Annotated in this window: 2 protein-coding genes; both read right to left on the bottom strand. The window is 64.3% G+C overall.

Annotated features, from left to right (window positions below; genetic code table 11):
• Nucleotides 1–76 precede the first annotated feature (76 nt).
• Entirely contained in the window at nucleotides 77–8872 is an 8796-nt protein-coding gene (locus tag RIN69_RS18680; RefSeq protein WP_390902406.1) for an Ig-like domain-containing protein, read from the bottom strand.
• Nucleotides 8869–20811, bottom strand: coding sequence for an Ig-like domain-containing protein (locus RIN69_RS18685; RefSeq protein ID WP_313853701.1), 11943 nt, complete (start codon nucleotides 20809–20811; stop codon nucleotides 8869–8871). Before RIN69_RS18685 ends, RIN69_RS18680 begins: the two co-directional genes overlap by 4 nt.
• Nucleotides 20812–21090 lie beyond the last annotated feature (279 nt).

Raw genomic sequence — 21090 nt, forward strand, 5'->3', positions numbered from 1 at the left:
CCTTTTCGCCAAAACCCAATCGTAGTTCCAACGAGATAACAGGACCCGCGGTATCAACCGCGGGTCGTATTAAGGATTAAATTAAGATTTGGTTATTCTGCAATAACGTCTGCAGATCGGTCTGCACATCGGCTAACGTCAGCACGCTACCAGAAGTATATTGCCCACCCAGACCATCACGGTCGATACTGATAACAGTATCATTGCCGACGGTTTCAACTTTCAGGTAATCATTGATTCCCCTGGAAGCATCATCCAGTTCAGACTGACCATTTTCGTTCTGGAAGAAGGTAATGGAACCGTTGTAATCCAGCATGTCGCTGAGATCGATCAGGTCCGCATCACTGTCTGTAGCCACATTACCCACATGGAAGCCATGAACCGTGTCGTGACCATTACCACCGGTCACATCATTTTCCATACCTGCCAGCACATGGTACATCAACGTGTCGTTACCCCCGTTGACCAGGTAGAAGGTGTCATTGCCACCACCTCCTTCGAACAGGTTGTTCGCCGAGTTATCGGTAAACGAATCCCCCTGGGCCGATCCCACCAATGCATCGACATTGACCAACTGGTCAGTGCCCGCCGTTGTTGTTCCCGTCCACAGGTTAGCCGTTACCGCTTCGCTCGAAGCGCTGTAATCAACAGTGTTAATGACATAATCAGCTGCCAACGTACTGACGCTATCAGCCGTCAGGCTACCGTTACTGATCACCAACTGGTGGTTAGCCAGCAAGGTTTCCAGATTCACTTGGGTATTGCTGAACGTCAACAGTTGCGTTGAACCATAGGTCGAACCAATACCATCTCGGTCAATGCTCAATATACTGTCATTGCCGCTGTAGGTAATGGAGAGATACTGTCTGATGGTATCCCCTGCATCGATGGTTGCCACACCGTTAATGTAATGTGCCGCGCCATCTGCATCCGCCCGGTAGCCAACCAGCAGTTCACTGACATCAATAATGTCAGCATCCGACGTTGCCTCTACGGTACCCACGAAGAAGTTGTTAACCGTATCGTGACCGTTGCCACCATTGGCCGAAGCCGCATCCAGTGCACGATACATCAGCGTATCCTGACCACCGTGAATCAGATTGAAGGTGTCATCGCCACCACGTCCGTCGAAGTAGTTGTTAGCCGCGTTACCAGTGAAGGTATCGTTTCCACTTCCCCCCGCCAGACCTTCGATATTCACAAACTGTGCATTGCCAAAGCCAGTGCTCTGCATACTCGTATTGCTAAGATCGATGGTTAATGGCGCGCTGCCAGCCAGTTTATAGTCAACAATGTCCAGACCACCAGTATCGCTCCAGGATTTCACCCCTGAGACGGTTTGAGTACCCCCACCACCGTTATACAAGTCGTTGCCCAAGGTGGCGAAGAATGTATCGTTATAGCCGGTGCCGACAATTCCTGTCGCGTTGGTACCGCCGTTAGCGCTGGCGTTGGCAACATTGGTTTCGGACTCGGTGGTCAATACATAGGCACTGTTGGCCTCCGTCGCCTTCAACCCGGCCCAAGCCTTATTGACAATCTCAACGGTGTTACTGCCCACCGTCGCCACGCCACCTACATCCGCGAAGGCCCCATTGCTGGAACGCAGAATCACGGCACTGTAGGTCTTGCTGGCATCCAATCCGTAGAAGTCCACAATCGCGGTACTGTCGTTGGTCTGGTTACCAGACTGGGCGTTGATCATCTGGGTAGAAACCACCTGCCCGGTTGCCTCGTCAATCAACTGTACCGTGTTGCCGTAAAGGGAGTTGATTCCACCTTCATCCAGAATACGCAGATGGATCGCGGTGCCATATTCCACATTGTTTTGGTTTTCAATGTAGGTCGTGACACCATTGCTGGTAAAGGCCAACAGATCGCGATCGCCGTCCCAGTCAACATCAATTGCAATCGCACCCGTTACCTGACTACCTGTCGCTGTGCCGCCAATCGTCGTTTGACCTACCTGTGTGAGCAAATTGGTGGTAGTAAAGCTTGTCGTCCCTGCTGAAGAAGTATTGGTATACAGGTTAATCGGCCCACTGGCATTGGCAGCGTTGATACCACCAACCCCCGCAGACATCCCAGGAAGCTCGATAACGTCCATCTTACCATCGTGGTTCCAGTCCAGGCCGATTGACGCTCCGCCCGCCAAGTTGTCGGTAAAGGTGTACATACCAGCTGCTGTTGGATTACCAATGCCGTCATTATTCGGATCATCAAAGACCAGTTTACCGGTACCATCGTTGAAGTAGATCCGGCTGGCGTATTCCCCAGCATTGTTACCAGCACCGCTGGCAGTGGTGGTGCTTTCACTACCACGACCCAGGAACAAGTCCATGTAGCCATCGCCGTTGAAGTCAGCCCAGGTCATGGCAACACCGTTACCAATGGACGGGTCATCATCCGTACCGCGTTGGAAGACGTTATTAACAACCTGCGTCACTTTCCAGTCGTTGTTGTTGGTACCATTGACCACCACCAGACGAGATTGGTTATTACTGATCGCCGCAGTGGAGTTGGTTGCGCCGTCGGCATCAATGCGCGAACCGTCGGCAACGATGTTTTGACTGTGCATTACAAAGTCAACGATACCATCGTTGTTGAGGTCAACACCGGACAGTTCCATATCCGGCTGCGATTGATCCAGGCCGATCGGTCGATGGCTGGCATCGGTCGCATAATCTGTTGCGAACGTACCATCCTTGTCCATACCAACTACTGTGCCATCGTGGTTCAACACTATTTGTGAACCATAACCCCCCCGGATACCACTGTCGTTCGGCGTCTGATCACCGATAACCATATCCACATAACCATCACCGTCTTTATCGATAGCGATGATACCGCCATACCAGCTCCAGGTGTTCGCACTGCCCGCTGTATTCGCATCACCCGCAAAGTCACCGGTTTGCGGTGAGTAGGTAAACGCCCCTACCTGATAAGCTGTATACGTCGAGCCATTGTAATAGAACATCTGTTGGCCATCATCGAATTGGCTGTCAACTGCAAACAGATCCATCAGACCGTCACGGTTGTAGTCAATAAATGTGGCATTCTGCACATAGCTGATACCGCTATAGCCTGTACCAGAGTTACTCACCAGACTCGTTGCCGAGAAATCACCTAAAGAGGAAGACGAGGTCCCAGTAGCATCGAGCATGGTCTGGTTAGTATGGATACGCCATACGCCATCTTCACCAATTGTGACTGCCGTTGCCTTCTGGTTGGCATCACCACCGCCTGCGCCCACAGTCACGACCGGCGTTGGCGCAACTACCAGTTCATTGGCACTGTCGTCAGTAGTGATCTGGCTGCCATCCGCAGAATAGAGCACTGCCTGTACGTCATAGGTCCCGATGCTCAAAGCATTGGTATCTGGAATTTGTACATACCAAGTGTTGTTGAGCGGATCGACCACAACTTGCCCGTCTTGAGAGCTGTATGTCTTACCGTCAATTGTTACCTCAACGTATTCACCAGGCTGAATATCAAAGCCGGTATAACCGGAAACGATCGGCGTAGTATCCAGCGTATTCTGCACGTTGATCATCATGGCCAGATCAATGGTCATGGTGAAGTTATTGGAAATCGTCCCTTCGTTACCCGCTTGATCGGACACCACCGCACGGAAGGTGTAAGTAGTATCATCGTTCAGCGGAGGCAATACGAAAGTCCATGATCCGTCATTGGCTACCGTTGCAGTTCCCAGGAGTTGATTAGAGTCGGCATCGTAAATGCGAACCTCATCGCCAGCATCCAGCGCATTACCATTGACCTGCCCATTTAACGTCGGGTTACGATCGTCAGTGCTGGTGCCAGAGCCGAATTCACCAGTTTCCAGACCCACATCATCAGTATAACTGTTGATGGTGACGGTTTGAGTTGGTGCATCCAGATCGATAGTCAGCGCAAAGTCTGGTGAAATTGCCGTTTCGTTACCTGCCAAATCCACCGCAGTTGCGGTATAAGTGTAGGTATTGGTATTTACCAGATTACTGAGTGCCAGGGTCCAGGATCTGTTAACCAGATCGATCACCGCAGCACCTACTAACTGCCCATCCTGGTAGATACGGATAGTGTCTGTTGCCAGCAGGTCGCCAGTCCAGGTTCCTTTCAGGACCGGTGAAGTATCGTCTGTCGAGCCACCGCTACCCAAGATCAACCCTTGATTGGTACCCACATCATCGTAGTAACCTTCGATAGCCAGCGTCACCTCAGGTGCCTTGGTATCAATAGTAACGCTGACATTAGCTGTTGGAGATCCCTCGTTGCCAACCACATCGGTAACGGTGGTGGTGAAGTTATGGACACCATCCAACATATTTTCGTTCGGCGTCCAACTCCACTGACCGGTAGCCGCATCGGCTGTTGCTTCGCCAACCTTCACGCCATCATCATAGATGTTGACTTTACCTCCGGCCTCAGCAGTACCACTAAAGGTCGGTCTGGCATCATCTGTTACATCGCCATTATTGAGAGTCCCCTGGATTTCACCCACATCATCAGTAATCACCAGATCGGTCACAGCACTTGGCGCGGTAGTATCTATGGTGATACTCCAGCCATTACTTGCATCACTGGTCTGTCCCGCGCTATTGGTCGCTGTAACCGTAAAGTTATAGTTACCATCGCTCAGTCCAGCGTCCGGCGTGAAGCTCCAGTCACCATTCGCGTCTGCCGTCGTGGTTCCCACTACAGTAGTGCCGTTATAAATGGTAATGATGCCGCCTTCTGCTAACCCAGACGTCCCACTCAAGGTTGGGGTATTGTCTTTGGTCAGATCGCCGCTGCTCAGGCTGACAATTTCACTATTGCTGTCATCCACAATATTGGTGATGCCCGGCATATCTGGCGTCATCGATACATTGACATCGTAGCTGGTCTGCGGATTTGCGCTATTACCTACGCTATCGGTTTCCACTACGCTCAACTGGTTGAGGCCATCATACAGAGAACCGCTTGAGGCCAGCTCCCAGGTACCATTTGCCGCTACGGTTGTTGTGCCAAGTACAATGGTATTGCCACTGGCATCAGTGGTTGAAACCGTAATGGTATTACCCACTTCAGCTCCTGTACCTCTGATCACCGGTTGGCGATCGTCCATCACACCATTTTGAGCAACAGAACCTGTCACACTACCCACGTTATCAATCACATCAGTGATCGCCACCAGGCTGGCGTCAGGCGCCGTAAAGTCCAGCGTCAGCACGAAGGTGTTGGACGGATCGCTCACGTTGCCCGCCGCGTCCGTCGCCGTCACCGTGAAGCGGTGCTCGCCCTCGGACAGCCGCACGCTCGGGGTGAACGTCCAGCTCCCGCTGGCGCTGGCCGTCGCCGTGCCGATCACGCCGTTCTGGTCCGAGATCGTCACCGTGCTGTTGGCCTCCGCGCGCCCGCTCAGCGTCGGCGTCGGGTCGTCAGTCGCGCTGCCGCTGGCCATCGCCTGCGGCTGCACGCTGCCCACGTCGTCCGCCGCCGAGTCGATGGTCGGCGCCGTCGGCGCGACCGAGTCGACCGTGAAGCTCCAGCTGCCGCTGGTGCTGCTGTTGCCCGCCGGGTCGACCGCCGTCGCGCTCAGGCTGTGCAGCCCCTGGCCGAGGTCAAAACTTGGCGTAAAGCTCCAGCCGCCGTTCGCGTTCGCGGTGGTGGTGCCCAGCACGTTCGCGCCGTCCATCACCGTCACCACGCTGTCCGCCTTCGCCGTGCCGTTCAGCGTCGGGCGGGTGTCGTCCGTCACGCCGTTCTGCGCGATAGCGCCGGTCACCGCGCCGACGTCGTCCACCAGGCCGGTCAGCGCGACCAGCCCCGGCTCGACGTCCACCGTCACCACCAGGTGCTCGCCCTCGGCGCTGGTGTTGCCGGCCGCGTCCGTCACCCGGGTGGTGAAGTCGTGCGCGCCGTTGTCCAGCGCCGCGCCCGGCGTAAACGACCATGCGCCGCTGGCGTCCGCCACCGCGCTGCCGATCGCCGCCCCGTTGTCGTAGACGGTGACCGTGCTGCCGGCCTCCGCCCTGCCGCCGAAGGTCGGCGTGTTGTCGTCGGTCACCTGCCCGGCGCTCAGCGCGCCCTGCGTCGCACCAACGTCGTCGGTCACGGTCAGGCCGGTCACCGGATCCGGCGCGATGGTGTCGACAACGATGTCGAACGCCCCGGTCGCCGGGCTGGTCTGCCCGATGCTGTCGGTCACCGAGGCCGTCAGGTTGTGGTTGCCCTCCGCCAGCGGCGCTGACGGCGTGAAGCTCCACGCCCCGCTGCCGTCGACCACCGCGGTGCCGATCGCCGCGCCGTTGTCGAACACCGTCACCGTGCCGCCCGCCACCGCCGACCCGCTCAGGGTCGGGGTGCTGTCGTTGGTGACGTCGCCCTTCTGCAGCGCGCCGCTGTTCGGCTCCGCGTTGCCCTCCACGCTGGTGATCACCGGCGGGTTCGGCGCCACGGTCACCACGTTAATCGCGTACTCCGGCGAGGCCGGGGTCACGTTGCCCACCGCGTCGCTTTCGGTGGCGGTCAGGGTGTAGAGCCCGTCCGCCAGCGGCAGGATCGGGGTCATTGACCAGCCGCCGTCCGCCTGCACCGTCGCCGTGCCGATCACCGCGCCGTTGTTGTACACCGTGATGGTGTTGCCGGCCTCCGCGCCGGTGCCGCTGATGGTCGGGCGGTTGTCGTCGGTGGTGCCGCCGGATGCGACCTGCCCGGTCACCGCGCCGACCTGGTCGTTCACCCCGGTGATCGCCACCAGGCTGGCGTCAGGCGCCGTGAAGTCCAGCGTCAGCACGAAGGTGTTGGACGGATCGCTCACGTTGCCCGCCGCGTCCGTCGCCGTCACCGTAAAGCGGTGCTCGCCCTCGGACAGCCGCACGCTCGGGGTGAACGTCCAGCTCCCGCTGGCGCTGGCCGTCGCCGTGCCGATCACGCCGTTCTGGTCGGAGATCGTCACCGTGCTGTTGGCCTCCGCGCGCCCGCTCAGCGTCGGCGTCGGGTCGTCCGTCGCGCTGCCGCTGGCCATCGCCTGCGGCTGCACGCTGCCCACGTCGTCCGCCGCCGAGTCGATGGTCGGCGCCGTCGGCGCGACCGAGTCGACCGTGAAGCTCCAGCTGCCGCTGGTGCTGCTGTTGCCCGCCGGGTCGACCGCCGTCGCGCTCAGGCTGTGCAGCCCCTGGCCGAGGTCAACCGTTGGCGTAAAGCTCCAGCCGCCGTTCGCGTTCGCGGTGGTGGTGCCCAGCACGTTCGCGCCGTCCATCACCGTCACCACGCTGTCCGCCTTCGCCGTGCCGTTCAGCGTCGGGCGGGTGTCGTCCGTCACGCCGTTCTGCGCGACGGCGCCGGTCACCGCGCCGACGTCGTCCACCAGGCCGGTCAGCGCGACCAGCCCCGGCTCGACGTCCACCGTCACCACCAGGTGCTCGCCCTCGGCGCTGGTGTTGCCGGCCGCGTCCGTCACCCGGGTGGTGAAGTCGTGCGGGCCGTTGTCCAGCGCCGCGCCCGGCGTAAACGACCAGGCGCCGCTGGCGTCCGCCACCGCGCTGCCGATCGCCGCCCCGTTGTCGTAGACGGTGACCGTGCTGCCGGCCTCCGCCCTGCCGCCGAAGGTCGGCGTGTTGTCGTCGGTCACCTGCCCGGCGCTCAGCGCGCCCTGCTCGGCGCCGACGTCGTCGGTCACGGTCAGGCCGGTCACCGGATCCGGCGCGATGGTGTCGACAACGATGTCGAACGCCCCGGTCGCCGGGCTGGTCTGCCCGATGCTGTCGGTCACCGAGGCCGTCAGGTTGTGGTTGCCCTCCGCCAGCGGCGCTGACGGCGTGAAGCTCCACGCCCCGCTGCCGTCGACCACCGCGGTGCCGATCGCCGCGCCGTTGTCGAACACCGTCACCGTGCCGCCCGCCACCGCCGACCCGCTCAGGGTCGGGGTGCTGTCGTTGGTGACGTCGCCCTTCTGCAGCGCGCCGCTGTTCGGCTCCGCGTTGCCCTCCACGCTGGTGATCACCGGCGGGTTCGGCGCCACGGTCACCACGTTAATCGCGTACTCCGGCGAGGCCGGGGTCACGTTGCCCACCGCGTCGCTTTCGGTGGCGGTCAGGGTGTAGAGCCCGTCCGCCAGCGGCAGGGTCGGGGTCATTGACCAGCCGCCGTCCGCCTGCACCGTCGCCGTGCCGATCACCGCGCCGTTGTTGTACACCGTGATGGTGTTGCCGGCCTCCGCGCCGGTGCCGCTGATGGTCGGGCGGTTGTCGTCGGTGGTGCCGCCGGATGCGACCTGCCCGGTCACCGCGCCGACCTGATCGTTCACCCCGGTGATCGCCACCAGGCTGGCGTCAGGCGCCGTGAAGTCCAGCGTCAGCACGAAGGTGTTGGACGGATCGCTCACGTTGCCCGCCGCGTCCGTCGCCGTCACCGTAAAGCGGTGCTCGCCCTCGGACAGCCGCACGCTCGGGGTGAACGTCCAGCTCCCGCTGGCGCTGGCCGTCGCCGTGCCGATCACGCCGTTCTGGTCGGAGATCGTCACCGTGCTGTTGGCCTCCGCGCGCCCGCTCAGCGTCGGCGTCGGGTCGTCCGTCGCGCTGCCGCTGGCCATCGCCTGCGGCTGCACGCTGCCCACGTCGTCCGCCGCCGAGTCGATGGTCGGCGCCGTTGGCGCGACCGAGTCGACCGTGAAGCTCCAGCTGCCGCTGGTGCTGCTGTTGCCCGCCGGGTCGACCGCCGTCGCGCTCAGGCTGTGCAGCCCCTGGCCGAGGTCAACCGTTGGCGTAAAGCTCCAGCCGCCGTTCGCGTTCGCGGTGGTGGTGCCCAGCACGTTCGCGCCGTCCATCACCGTCACCACGCTGTCCGCCTTCGCCGTGCCGTTCAGCGTCGGGCGGGTGTCGTCCGTCACGCCGTTTGCGCGACGGCGCCGGTCACCGCGCCGACGTCGTCCACCAGGCCGGTCAGCGCGACCAGCCCCGGCTCGACGTCCACCGTCACCACCAGGTGCTCGCCCTCGGCGCTGGTGTTGCCGGCCGCGTCCGTCACCCGGGTGGTGAAGTCGTGCGGGCCGTTGTCCAGCGCCGCGCCCGGCGTAAACGACCAGGCGCCGCTGGCGTCCGCCACCGCGCTGCCGATCGCCGCCCCGTTGTCGTAGACGGTGACCGTGCTGCCGGCCTCCGCCCTGCCGCCGAAGGTCGGCGTGTTGTCGTCGGTCACCTGCCCGGCGCTCAGCGCGCCCTGCTCGGCGCCGACGTCGTCGGTCACGGTCAGGCCGGTCACCGGATCCGGCGCGATGGTGTCGACAACGATGTCGAACGCCCCGGTCGCCGGGCTGGTCTGCCCGATGCTGTCGGTCACCGAGGCCGTCAGGTTGTGGTTGCCCTCCGCCAGCGGCGCTGACGGCGTGAAGCTCCACGCCCCGCTGCCGTCGACCACCGCGGTGCCGATCGCCGCGCCGTTGTCGAACACCGTCACCGTGCCGCCCGCCACCGCCGACCCGCTCAGGGTCGGGGTGCTGTCGTTGGTGACGTCGCCCTTCTGCAGCGCGCCGCTGTTCGGCTCCGCGTTGCCCTCCACGCTGGTGATCACCGGCGGGTTCGGCGCCACGGTCACCACGTTAATCGCGTACTCCGGCGAGGCCGGGGTCACGTTGCCCACCGCGTCGCTTTCGGTGGCGGTCAGGGTGTAGAGCCCGTCCGCCAGCGGCAGGGTCGGGGTCATTGACCAGCCGCCGTCCGCCTGCACCGTCGCCGTGCCGATCACCGCGCCGTTGTTGTACACCGTGATGGTGTTGCCGGCCTCCGCGCCGGTGCCGCTGATGGTCGGGCGGTTGTCGTCGGTGGTGCCGCCGGATGCGACCTGCCCGGTCACCGCGCCGACCTGGTCGTTCACCCCGGTGATCGCCACCAGGCTGGCGTCAGGCGCCGTGAAGTCCAGCGTCAGCACGAAGGTGTTGGACGGATCGCTCACGTTGCCCGCCGCGTCCGTCGCCGTCACCGTGAAGCGGTGCTCGCCCTCGGACAGCCGCACGCTCGGGGTGAACGTCCAGCTCCCGCTGGCGCTGGCCGTCGCCGTGCCGATCACGCCGTTCTGGTCCGAGATCGTCACCGTGCTGTTGGCCTCCGCGCGCCCGCTCAGCGTCGGCGTCGGGTCGTCCGTCGCGCTGCCGCTGGCCATCGCCTGCGGCTGCACGCTGCCCACGTCGTCCGCCGCCGAGTCGATGGTCGGCGCCGTCGGCGCGACCGAGTCGACCGTGAAGCTCCAGCTGCCGCTGGTGCTGCTGTTGCCCGCCGGGTCGACCGCCGTCGCGCTCAGGCTGTGCAGCCCCTGGCCGAGGTCAACCGTTGGCGTAAAGCTCCAGCCGCCGTTCGCGTTCGCGGTGGTGGTGCCCAGCACGTTCGCGCCGTCCATCACCGTCACCACGCTGTCCGCCTTCGCCGTGCCGTTCAGCGTCGGGCGGGTGTCGTCCGTCACGCCGTTCTGCGCGACGGCGCCGGTCACCGCGCCGACGTCGTCCACCAGGCCGGTCAGCGCGACCAGCCCCGGCTCGACGTCCACCGTCACCACCAGGTGCTCGCCCTCGGCGCTGGTGTTGCCGGCCGCGTCCGTCACCCGGGTGGTGAAGTCGTGCGCGCCGTTGTCCAGCGCCGCGCCCGGCGTAAACGACCAGGCGCCGCTGGCGTCCGCCACCGCGCTGCCGATCGCCGCCCCGTTGTCGTAGACGGTGACCGTGCTGCCGGCCTCCGCCCTGCCGCCGAAGGTCGGCGTGTTGTCGTCGGTCACCTGCCCGGCGCTCAGCGCGCCCTGCGTCGCACCGACGTCGTCGGTCACGGTCAGGCCGGTCACCGGATCCGGCGCGATGGTGTCGACAACGATGTCGAACGCCCCGGTCGCCGGGCTGGTCTGCCCGATGCTGTCTACTACCGAAGCCGTCAGGTTGTGGTTGCCCTCCGCCAGCGGCGCTGACGGCGTGAAGCTCCACGCCCCGCTGCCGTCGACCACCGCGGTGCCGATCGCCGCGCCGTTGTCGAACACCGTCACCGTGCCGCCCGCCACCGCCGACCCGCTCAGGGTCGGGGTGCTGTCGTTGGTGACGTCGCCCTTCTGCAGCGCGCCGCTGTTCGGCTCCGCGTTGCCCTCCACGCTGGTGATCACCGGCGGGTTCGGCGCCACGGTCACCACGTTAATCGCGTACTCCGGCGAGGCCGGGGTCACGTTGCCCACCGCGTCGCTTTCGGTGGCGGTCAGGGTGTAGAGCCCGTCCGCCAGCGGCAGGGTCGGGGTCATTGACCAGCCGCCGTCCGCCTGCACCGTCGCCGTGCCGATCACCGCGCCGTTGTTGTACACCGTGATGGTGTTGCCGGCCTCCGCGCCGGTGCCGCTGATGGTCGGGCGGTTGTCGTCGGTGGTGCCGCCGGATGCGACCTGCCCGGTCACCGCGCCGACCTGGTCGTTCACCCCGGTGATCGCCACCAGGCTGGCGTCAGGCGCCGTGAAGTCCAGCGTCAGCACGAAGGTGTTGGACGGATCGCTCACGTTGCCCGCCGCGTCCGTCGCCGTCACCGTAAAGCGGTGCTCGCCCTCGGACAGCCGCACGCTCGGGGTGAACGTCCAGCTCCCGCTGGCGCTGGCCGTCGCCGTGCCGATCACGCCGTTCTGGTCCGAGATCGTCACCGTGCTGTTGGCCTCCGCGCGCCCGCTCAGCGTCGGCGTCGGGTCGTCCGTCGCGCTGCCGCTGGCCATCGCCTGCGGCTGCACGCTGCCCACGTCGTCCGCCGCCGAGTCGATGGTCGGCGCCGTCGGCGCGATCGAGTCGACCGTGAAGCTCCAGCTGCCGCTGGTGCTGCTGTTGCCCGCCGGGTCGACCGCCGTCGCGCTCAGGCTGTGCAGCCCCTGGCCGAGGTCAAAACTTGGCGTGAAGCTCCAGCCGCCGTTCGCGTTCGCGGTGGTGGTGCCCAGCACGTTCGCGCCGTCCATCACCGTCACCACGCTGTCCGCCTTCGCCGTGCCGTTCAGCGTCGGGCGGGTGTCGTCCGTCACGCCGTTCTGCGCGACGGCGCCGGTCACCGCGCCGACGTCGTCCACCAGGCCGGTCAGCGCGACCAGCCCCGGCTCGACGTCCACCGTCACCACCAGGTGCTCGCCCTCGGCGCTGGTGTTGCCGGCCGCGTCCGTCACCCGGGTGGTGAAGTCGTGCGCGCCGTTGTCCAGCGCCGCGCCCGGCGTAAACGACCAGGCGCCGCTGGCGTCCGCCACCGCGCTGCCGATCGCCGCCCCGTTGTCGTAGACGGTGACCGTGCTGCCGGCCTCCGCCCTGCCGCCGAAGGTCGGCGTGTTGTCGTCGGTCACCTGCCCGGCGCTCAGCGCGCCCTGCGTCGCACCGACGTCGTCGGTCACGGTCAGGCCGGTCACCGGATCCGGCGCGATGGTGTCGACAACGATGTCGAACACCCCGGTCGCCGGGCTGGTCTGCCCGATGCTGTCTACTACCGAAGCCGTCAGGTTGTGGTTGCCCTCCGCCAGCGGCGCTGACGGCGTGAAGCTCCACTCGCCATTATCACCAACGACAGCGGTGCCGATCGCCGCGCCGTTGTCGAACACCGTCACCGTGCCGCCCGCCACCGCCGACCCGCTCAGGGTCGGGGTGCTGTCGTTGGTGACGTCGCCCTTCTGCAGCGCGCCGCTGTTCGGCTCCGCGTTGCCCTCCACGCTGGTGATCACCGGCGGGTTCGGCGCCACGGTCACCACGTTAATCGCGTACTCCGGCGAGGCCGGGGTCACGTTGCCCACCGCATCAGTTTCGGTGGCGGTCAGGGTGTAGAGCCCGTCCGCCAGCGGCAGGGTCGGGGTCATTGACCAGCCGCCGTCCGCCTGCACCGTCGCCGTGCCGATCACCGCGCCGTTGTTGTACACCGTGATGGTGTTGCCGGCCTCCGCGCCGGTGCCGCTGATGGTCGGGCGGTTGTCGTCGGTGGTGCCGCCGGATGCGACCTGCCCGGTCACCGCGCCGACCTGATCGTCGACCCCGGTGATCGCCACCAGGCTGGCGTCAGGCGCCGTGTAGTCGGTCGTCAGCTCGAAGGCATCGGAGGCCGCGCTGGTATTGCCCGCCGCGTCCGTCGCCGTGGTCGTCAGCGAGTGGTCGCCCTCGGCCAGCGGCGTGGTCGGGGTGAACGACCACGCGCCGTTTTCGTCCGCCGCCACCGTGCCGATCAGCCCGCCGTTGTCGTAGATGTCGATGGTGCTGCCCGGCTCCGCCGTCCCCGCAAAGGTCGGCGTCGCGTCGTCGGTCACGCCGCCGCTTACCAGCGGCCCGCGCACGTCGCCGACGTCGTCCGTCGCCCCGCCGATTACCGGCTGCTCCGGCGCCACGCTGTCAACGGTGAACTCCACCGCCGGGCTGGTCACGCTGTTCCCCGCCGCGTCCTCCGCCGTCGCCGTCAGGCTGTGCGCGCCCTCGCCCAGCTCCGCCTCCGGCCTGAAGCTCCAGCTGCCGTCCGGCTGCACCGTCGTCGTGCCCAGCACGACGTCGCCGTCCTGCACCGTCACCACGCTGCCCGGCTTGCCGCTGCCGCTGATTTCCGGCCGCGTGTCGTCCGTCACGCCGCCCGCCGGCACGTTGCCGGTCACCGGCCCCACGCTGTCCGTCACCGTGCCCACGCTCACCACCACCGGGGTGTCGTCCACCACGATGCTGATCCCCGGGCTCGGCTCGCTGACGTTGCCCGCCGCGTCCGTCACCGTGGTGCTCAGGTTGTGCTCGCCGTTGTCCAGCGGCTCAGATGGCGTAAACGCCCAGCTGCCGCTCTCGTCGATCACCGCAGTGCCGATTTCTTGGCCGTTGTCGGTGATGGTGACGGTGCTACCCGGCTCGCCGCTGCCGCTCAGGGTCGGCGAGCGGTCGTCCGTGGTCTCGCCCGGTGCCACCGGCCCGGTTTTGTCGCCCACGTCGTCAACGATCACGATGTCAGTCGCCGCTTCAGGCGCCAACGTATCGATAACGAGGATAAAGTCGTCGCTTGGCGCGGTGCGGTTGCCCGCCGCGTCCACCGCGACCAGCGTCAGCTGGTTGCTGCCCTCCAGCAGCGGCAGCGCCGGCGTCAGCGACCAGCTGCCGTCCGCCTGCACCGTCGCGCTGCCGATTGGCCGGTTGCCCGACGCGTCCTGCGCGTAAACGATGACCGTGTCGCCGGCGGTGCCGATGCCGCTGATCACCGGGCGGCTGTCGTCGGTTACCCCGCCCGATACCACCGGGCCGGTCACGCTGCCGACGTTGTCCGTCACCGCGGTGATCGCCAGGAACTCCGGCCCGGTCGGCGACGCCGTGTAGTCGGTCGTCAGCTCGAAGGCATCGGAGGCCGCGCTGGTGTTGCCCGCCGCGTCCGTCGCCGTGGTCGTCAGCGAGTGCTCGCCCTCCGCCAGCGGCGTGGTCGGGGTGAACGACCACGCGCCGTTTTCGTCCGCCGCCACCGTGCCGATCAGCCCGCCGTTGTCGTAGATGTCGATGGTGCTGCCCGGCTCCGCCGTTCCCGCAAAGGTCGGCGTCGCGTCGTCGGTCACGCCGCCGCTTACCAGCGGCCCGCGCACGTCGCCGACGTCGTCCGTCGCCCCGCCGATTACCGGCTGCTCCGGCGCCACGCTGTCAACGGTGAACTCCACCGCCGGGCTGGTCACGCTGTTCCCCGCCGCGTCCTCCGCCGTCGCCGTCAGGCTGTGCGCGCCCTCGCCCAGCTCCGCCTCCGGCCTGAAGCTCCAGCTGCCGTCCGGCTGCACCGTCGTCGTGCCCAGCACGACGTCCCCGTCCTGCACCGTCACCACGCTGCCCGGCTTGCCGCTGCCGCTGATTTCCGGCCGCGTGTCGTCCGTCACGCCGCCCGCCGGCACGTTGCCGGTCACCGGCCCCACGCTGTCCGCCACCGTGCCCACGCTCACCACCACCGGGGTATCGTCCACCACGATGCTGATCCCCGGGCTCGGCTCGCTGACGTTGCCCGCCGCGTCCGTCACCGTGGTGCTCAGGTTGTGCTCGCCGTTGTCCAGCGGCTCAGATGGCGTAAACGTCCAGCTGCCGCTCTCGTCGATCACCGCCGTGCCGATTTCGCGGCCGTTGTCGGTGATGGTGACGGTGCTGCCCGGCTCGCCGCTGCCGCTCAGGGTCGGCGAACGGTCGTCCGTGGTCTCGCCCGGCGCCACCGGCCCGGTTTTGTCACCCACGTCGTCAACGATCGCGATGCCGGCCGCCGCCTCCGGCGCCGCGGTATCGATAACGAGGGCAAAGTCGCCGCTCGGCGCGCTGACGTTGCCCGCCGCGTCGGTTGAGGTGATGGTCAGGCTGTGGCCGCCGTCCGCCAGCCCCGCTTCCGGGGTAAACGTCCAGCGCCCGCCGGCGTCCGCCGCCGCGTTGCCGATCGCCACGCCGTTGTCGTAAACGGTGACGGTGCTGTTCGCCTCCGCCGAGCCGCTCAGGGTCGGGGTGCTGTCGTTGGTGACGTCGCCCTTCTGCAGCGCGCCGGCGTTCGGCTCAACGTTGTCCACCACGCTCAGGATCGCCGGCACCGCCGGCACAGAGATGTCGACGGTAATGTCCCAGGACGGCGCGCTCGGCGCGGTGCGGTTGCCCGCCGCGTCCACCGCGACCAGCGTCAGCTGGTTGCTGCCCTCCAGCAGCGGCAGCGCCGGCGTCAGCGACCAGCTGCCGTCCGCCTGCACCGTCGCGCTGCCGATCGGCCGGTTGCCCGACGCGTCCTGCGCGTAAACGATGACCGTGTCGCCGGCGGTGCCGATGCCGCTGATCACCGGACGGCTGTCGTCGGTTACCCCGCCCGATACCACCGGGCCGGTCACGCTGCCGACGTTGTCCGTCACCGCGGTGATCGCCAGGAACTCCGGCCCGGTCGGCGACGCCGTGTAGTCGGTCGTCAGCTCGAAGGCATCGGAGGCCGCGCTGGTGTTGCCCGCCGCGTCCGTCGCCGTGGTCGTCAGCGAGTGGTCGCCCTCGGCCAGCGGCGTGGTCGGGGTGAACGACCACGCGCCGTTTTCGTCCGCCGCCACCGTGCCGATCAGCCCGCCGTTGTCGTAGATGTCGATAGTGCTGCCCGGCTCCGCCGTCCCCGCAAAGGTCGGCGTCGCGTCGTCGGTCACGCCGCCGCTCACCAGCGGCCCGCGCACGTCGCCGACGTCGTCCGTCGCCCCGCCGATTACCGGCTGCTCCGGCGCCACGCTGTCAACGGTGAACTCCACCGCCGGGCTGGTCACGCTGTTCCCCGCCGCGTCCTCCGCCGTCGCCGTCAGGCTGTGCGCGCCCTCGCCCAGCTCCGCCTCCGGCCTGAAGCTCCAGCTGCCGTCCGGCTGCACCGTCGTCGTGCCCAGCACGACGTCGCCGTCCTGCACCGTCACCACGCTGCCCGGCTTGCCGCTGCCGCTGATTTCCGGCCGCGTGTCGTCCGTCACGCCGCCCGCCGGCACGTTGCCGGTCACCGGCCCCACGCTGTCCGCCACCGTGCCCACGCTCACCACCACCGGGGTGTCGTCCACCACGATGCTGATCCCCGGGCTCGGCTCGCTGACGTTGCCCGCCGCGTCCGTCACCGTGGTGCTCAGGTTGTGCTCGCCGTTGTCCAGCGGCGCCGGCGGGGTAAACGTCCAGCTGCCGCTCTCGTCGATCACCGCCGTGCCGATCTCGCGGCCGTTGTCGGTGACGGTAACGGTGCTGCCCGGCTCGCCGCTGCCGCTCAGGGTCGGCGAACGGTCGTCCGTGGTCTCGCCCGGCGCCACCGGCCCGGTTTTGTCGCCCACGTCGTCAACGATCACGATGCCGGCCGCCGCCTCCGGCGCCGCGGTGTCGATAACGAGGGCAAAGTCGCCGCTCGGCGCGCTGATGTTGCCCGCCGCGTCGGTTGAGGTGATGGTCAGGCTGTGGCCGCCGTCCGCCAGCCCCGCTTGCGGGGTAAACGTCCAGCGCCCGCCGGCGTCCGCCGCCGCGTTGCCGATCGCCACGCCGTTGTCGTAAACGGTGACGGTGCTGTTCGCCTCCGCCGAGCCGCTCAGGGTCGGGGTGCTGTCGTTGGTGACGTCGCCCTTCTGCAGCGCGCCGGCGTTCGGCTCAACGTTGTCCACCACGCTGAGGATCGCCGGCACCGCCGGCACAGAGATGTCGACGGTAATGTCCCAGGACGGCGCGCTCGGCGCGGTGCGGTTGCCCGCCGCGTCCACCGCGACCAGCGTCAGCTGGTTGCTGCCCTCCAGCAGCGGCAGCGCCGGCGTCAGCGACCAGCTGCCGTCCGCCTGCACCGTCGCGCTGCCGATTGGCCGGTTGCCCGACGCGTCCTGCGCGTAAACGATGACCGTGTCGCCGGCGGTGCCGATGCCGCTGATCACCGGACGGCTGTCGTCGGTTACCCCGCCCGATACCACCGGGCCGGTCACGCTGCCGACGTTGTCCGTCACCGCGGTGATCGCCAGGAACTCCGGCCCGGTCGGCGACGCCGTGTAGTCGGTCGTCAGCTCGAAGGCATCGGAGGCCGTGCTGGTGTTGCCCGCCGCGTCCGTCGCCGTGGTCGTCAGCGAGTGGTCGCCCTCGGACAGCGGCGTGGTCGGGGTGAACGACCACGCGCCGTTTTCGTCCGCCGCCACCGTGCCGATCAGCCCGCCGTTGTCGTAGATGTCGATGGTGCTGCCCGGCTCCGCCGTCCCCGTAAAGGTCGGCGTCGCGTCGTCGGTCACGCCGCCGCTTACCAGCGGCCCGCGCACGTCGCCGACGTCGTCCGTCGCCCCGCCGATTACCGGCTGCTCCGGCGCCACGCTGTCAACGGTGAACTCCACCGCCGGGCTGGTCACGCTGTTCCCCGCCGCGTCCTCCGCCGTCGCCGTCAGGCTGTGCGCGCCCTCGCCCAGCTCCGCCTCCGGCCTGAAGCTCCAGCTGCCGTCCGGCTGCACCGTCGTCGTGCCCAGCACGACGTCGCCGTCCTGCACCGTCACCACGCTGCCCGGCTTGCCGCTGCCGCTGATTTCCGGCCGCGTGTCGTCCGTCACGCCGCCCGCCGCCACGTTGCCGGTCACCGGCCCCACGCTGTCCGCCACCGTGCCCACGCTCACCACCACCGGGGTGTCGTCCACCACGATGCTGATCCCCGGGCTCGGCTCGCTGACGTTGCCCGCCGCGTCCGTCACCGTGGTGCTCAGGTTGTGCTCGCCGTTGTCCAGCGGCTCAGATGGCGTAAACGCCCAGCTGCCGCTCTCGTCGATCACCGCAGTGCCGATTTCTTGGCCGTTGTCGGTGATGGTGACGGTGCTGCCCGGCTCGCCGCTGCCGCTCAGGGTCGGCGAGCGGTCGTCCGTGGTCTCGCCCGGTGCCACCGGCCCGGTTTTGTCGCCCACGTCGTCAACGATCGCGATGCCGGCCGCCGCCTCCGGCGCCGCGGTGTCGATAACGAGGGCAAAGTCGCCGCTCGGCGCGCTGACGTTGCCCGCCGCGTCGGTTGAGGTGATGGTCAGGCTGTGGCCGCCGTCCGCCAGCCCCGCTTCCGGGGTAAACGTCCAGCGCCCGCCGGCGTCCGCCGCCGCGTTGCCGATCGCCACGCCGTTGTCGTAAACGGTGACGGTGCTGTTCGCCTCCGCCGAGCCGCTCAGGGTCGGGGTGCTGTCGTTGGTGACGTCGCCCTTCTGCAGCGCGCCGGCGTTCGGCTCAACGTTGTCCACCACGCTGAGGATCGCCGGTTCACCGCTGGCAACAGGAATGAAGATATTAATGTCATAGCTTGGTGATGACAGAGGGGTTCTGTTACCTGCGGCATCCTGCGCAATGATGGCCAGTTGGTTCGTGCCTTCAAGCAGCGGTAACTCTGGTGCCATGCTCCAGGTACCGTCTTCGCCAACAACTGCACTGCCAATCAGATGGTTGCCAGAGATGTCAGTGGTATAGACAAAAACCGTGTCGCCGGCAGTGCCGATGCCACTGATTTGAGGTTTGCTGTCATCGGTGATTTCACCGCTGGCAACATTACCTTGCCTGTCACCAACGCTATCGGCAACCGCAGTGATCGCCAGAAACTCTGATCCTGACAGAGGTGGAGTGGTATCAACGGTAAAGTCTAACGACTCAGAAGGTGCGCTCTCGTTACCTGCCAGATCGGACTCTGTGACCGTAATGCTATGATCGCTCTCGCTAAGCGCTTCTTCTGGAGTAAAGCTCCATTTGCCATCTTCACCAATCACCACAGAACCGATCTGCTGGCCACCATCATAAATGGTAATGGTATTGCCTGCTTCGCCAACGCCGCTTAGTTGAGGCCTGGACTCATCAGTCGTACTACCTTGCTGAATGATACCGGTAATAGGTCCGGTATTATCAATAGCCTGAGAAACACCCGGTTGGTCAGGCGCGGTGGTGTCGACATTAATTACGATCGGATCTGAAGGTTCGCTTTTATTACCGGATTGATTTTGTTCGGTAATAACCAGTTCATGTCGACCTTCATCGAGAGGGAGTTCCGGGACAAAGGTCCAGTTGCCGTTTTCATCAATCGTAGTGGTGCCAATTTCATTACCATTATCTTGAATGATAATGACGTTGCCTGGATCACCCTTGCCGCTTAAGACCGGCTGAGTTTCATCAGTGATTCCACCTGATTGTATTGGTCCGGTAATACTGCCGGTATTATCCTGAATTTCACTGATGTTCGGCTGAGAAAGCAAACCAGTATCGACCGTAAAGGCCCATCCTTCAGAAATAACGCTCTGGTTTCCTGCTGCATCAGTCTGAGAAACTGTAATGTTGTGAGAACCGTTAACCAACGCGGTTTCTGGCAGGAATGACCAACGGCCTGCAGCATTGACTTCAGCAGTGCCGATGACAATACCATTATCATAAATAGTTACGGTGCTACCGGCTTCGCCAGTACCACTTATTTCTGGAAGTGAGTCGTCGGTAAAGCCACCCGGCTGAATTTCACCAACCGTATCGCCCACTTTATCCATAATATGCTGAATGCCGGGCACGCCTGGCGCTACAGTATCCACGCCAAAATTCAGCGAGTCTGATGGAGAGCTGATATTACCTGAAGGATCGGTTTCAGTGATCACCAGCTCATGCTGGCCATCTGCCAATGAATTTTCCGGCGTGAAAGTCCAGTTACCTGCATTATCAATGACTACCGAACCAATTTCCTGGCCATTGTCATAAATCGTAATGGTATTACCAGGCTGACCGGTGCCACTCAGAACAGGTTTAGCTTCGTCAGTGACGCTGCCATTCTGAATTGCCCCAGTGATTGACCCGGTATTATCCAGCGCCTGGCCAATTGCCGGCTTAGCCGGTGGGTTACTTTCGCCATCATCATTATTATTATTGGCAATAGCAGCCCCGGCACCGATAAGGCCAGCCGCTCCAAGCCATCCTAACAGGCCGTAAAGTATATAGTTGTTACTATCATCATCGGAGCCAGTAAAAATACCCTCACCGCTGCCCAATGCCGGGCCACCCAGCGCTGCATCAGACATTTCACCTTCGCTGGTCAGATAACCACTTTCGTAGTCTGCACCTGACAAAGGCACATAGGCGTACAGTTGCCCATCTTCCGCCATACCTAACAATGCAGGATTTTTGTCATTCCCATTGAAGTAATCTTCAATAATAATACTGGCTTGAGTGTCACCTTCCTGGATGACATGCAACTCATTGCCTACGCGGGTGAGAGTAATATTTTCTGGAGCAAAATCGTTACCAAGATTTTTCAACAGATACTTATTACCGTCGATCAATTTAACCTTAACTGCCTTGTTTGCGTTCGCGGTTAACAGTCGGGTTTTCCCCTCGCCACTGTTGACGGCCAGAACTATTGTTCTATCCATTTATTCCATAACTCCAGATGTTGCTCCGATGAAAAAGCGTCATTTCCTTTATAACGAATGACGTTCTGGTCACTGCAAAGATAATCACCTGACACTTTATCATTGATAATCAGACAATTTTAGCCACCCCCAAAACCCGGGTTTTGAGGGAAATAAACAGCACTAAGTAAACTTAAGAAAATATCAAGAAAAGAACAATGTAAATGGTTGTTTTTAAAGGAATCACCCTCACAAGAACTGTGAGGGTTTTGAGCTGATGAAATAGCATCCAGGTAAAAA

Origin of the sequence: Winslowiella toletana (assembly GCF_032164335.1) — a bacterium.
Lineage (GTDB): Bacteria > Pseudomonadota > Gammaproteobacteria > Enterobacterales > Enterobacteriaceae > Erwinia > Erwinia toletana_A.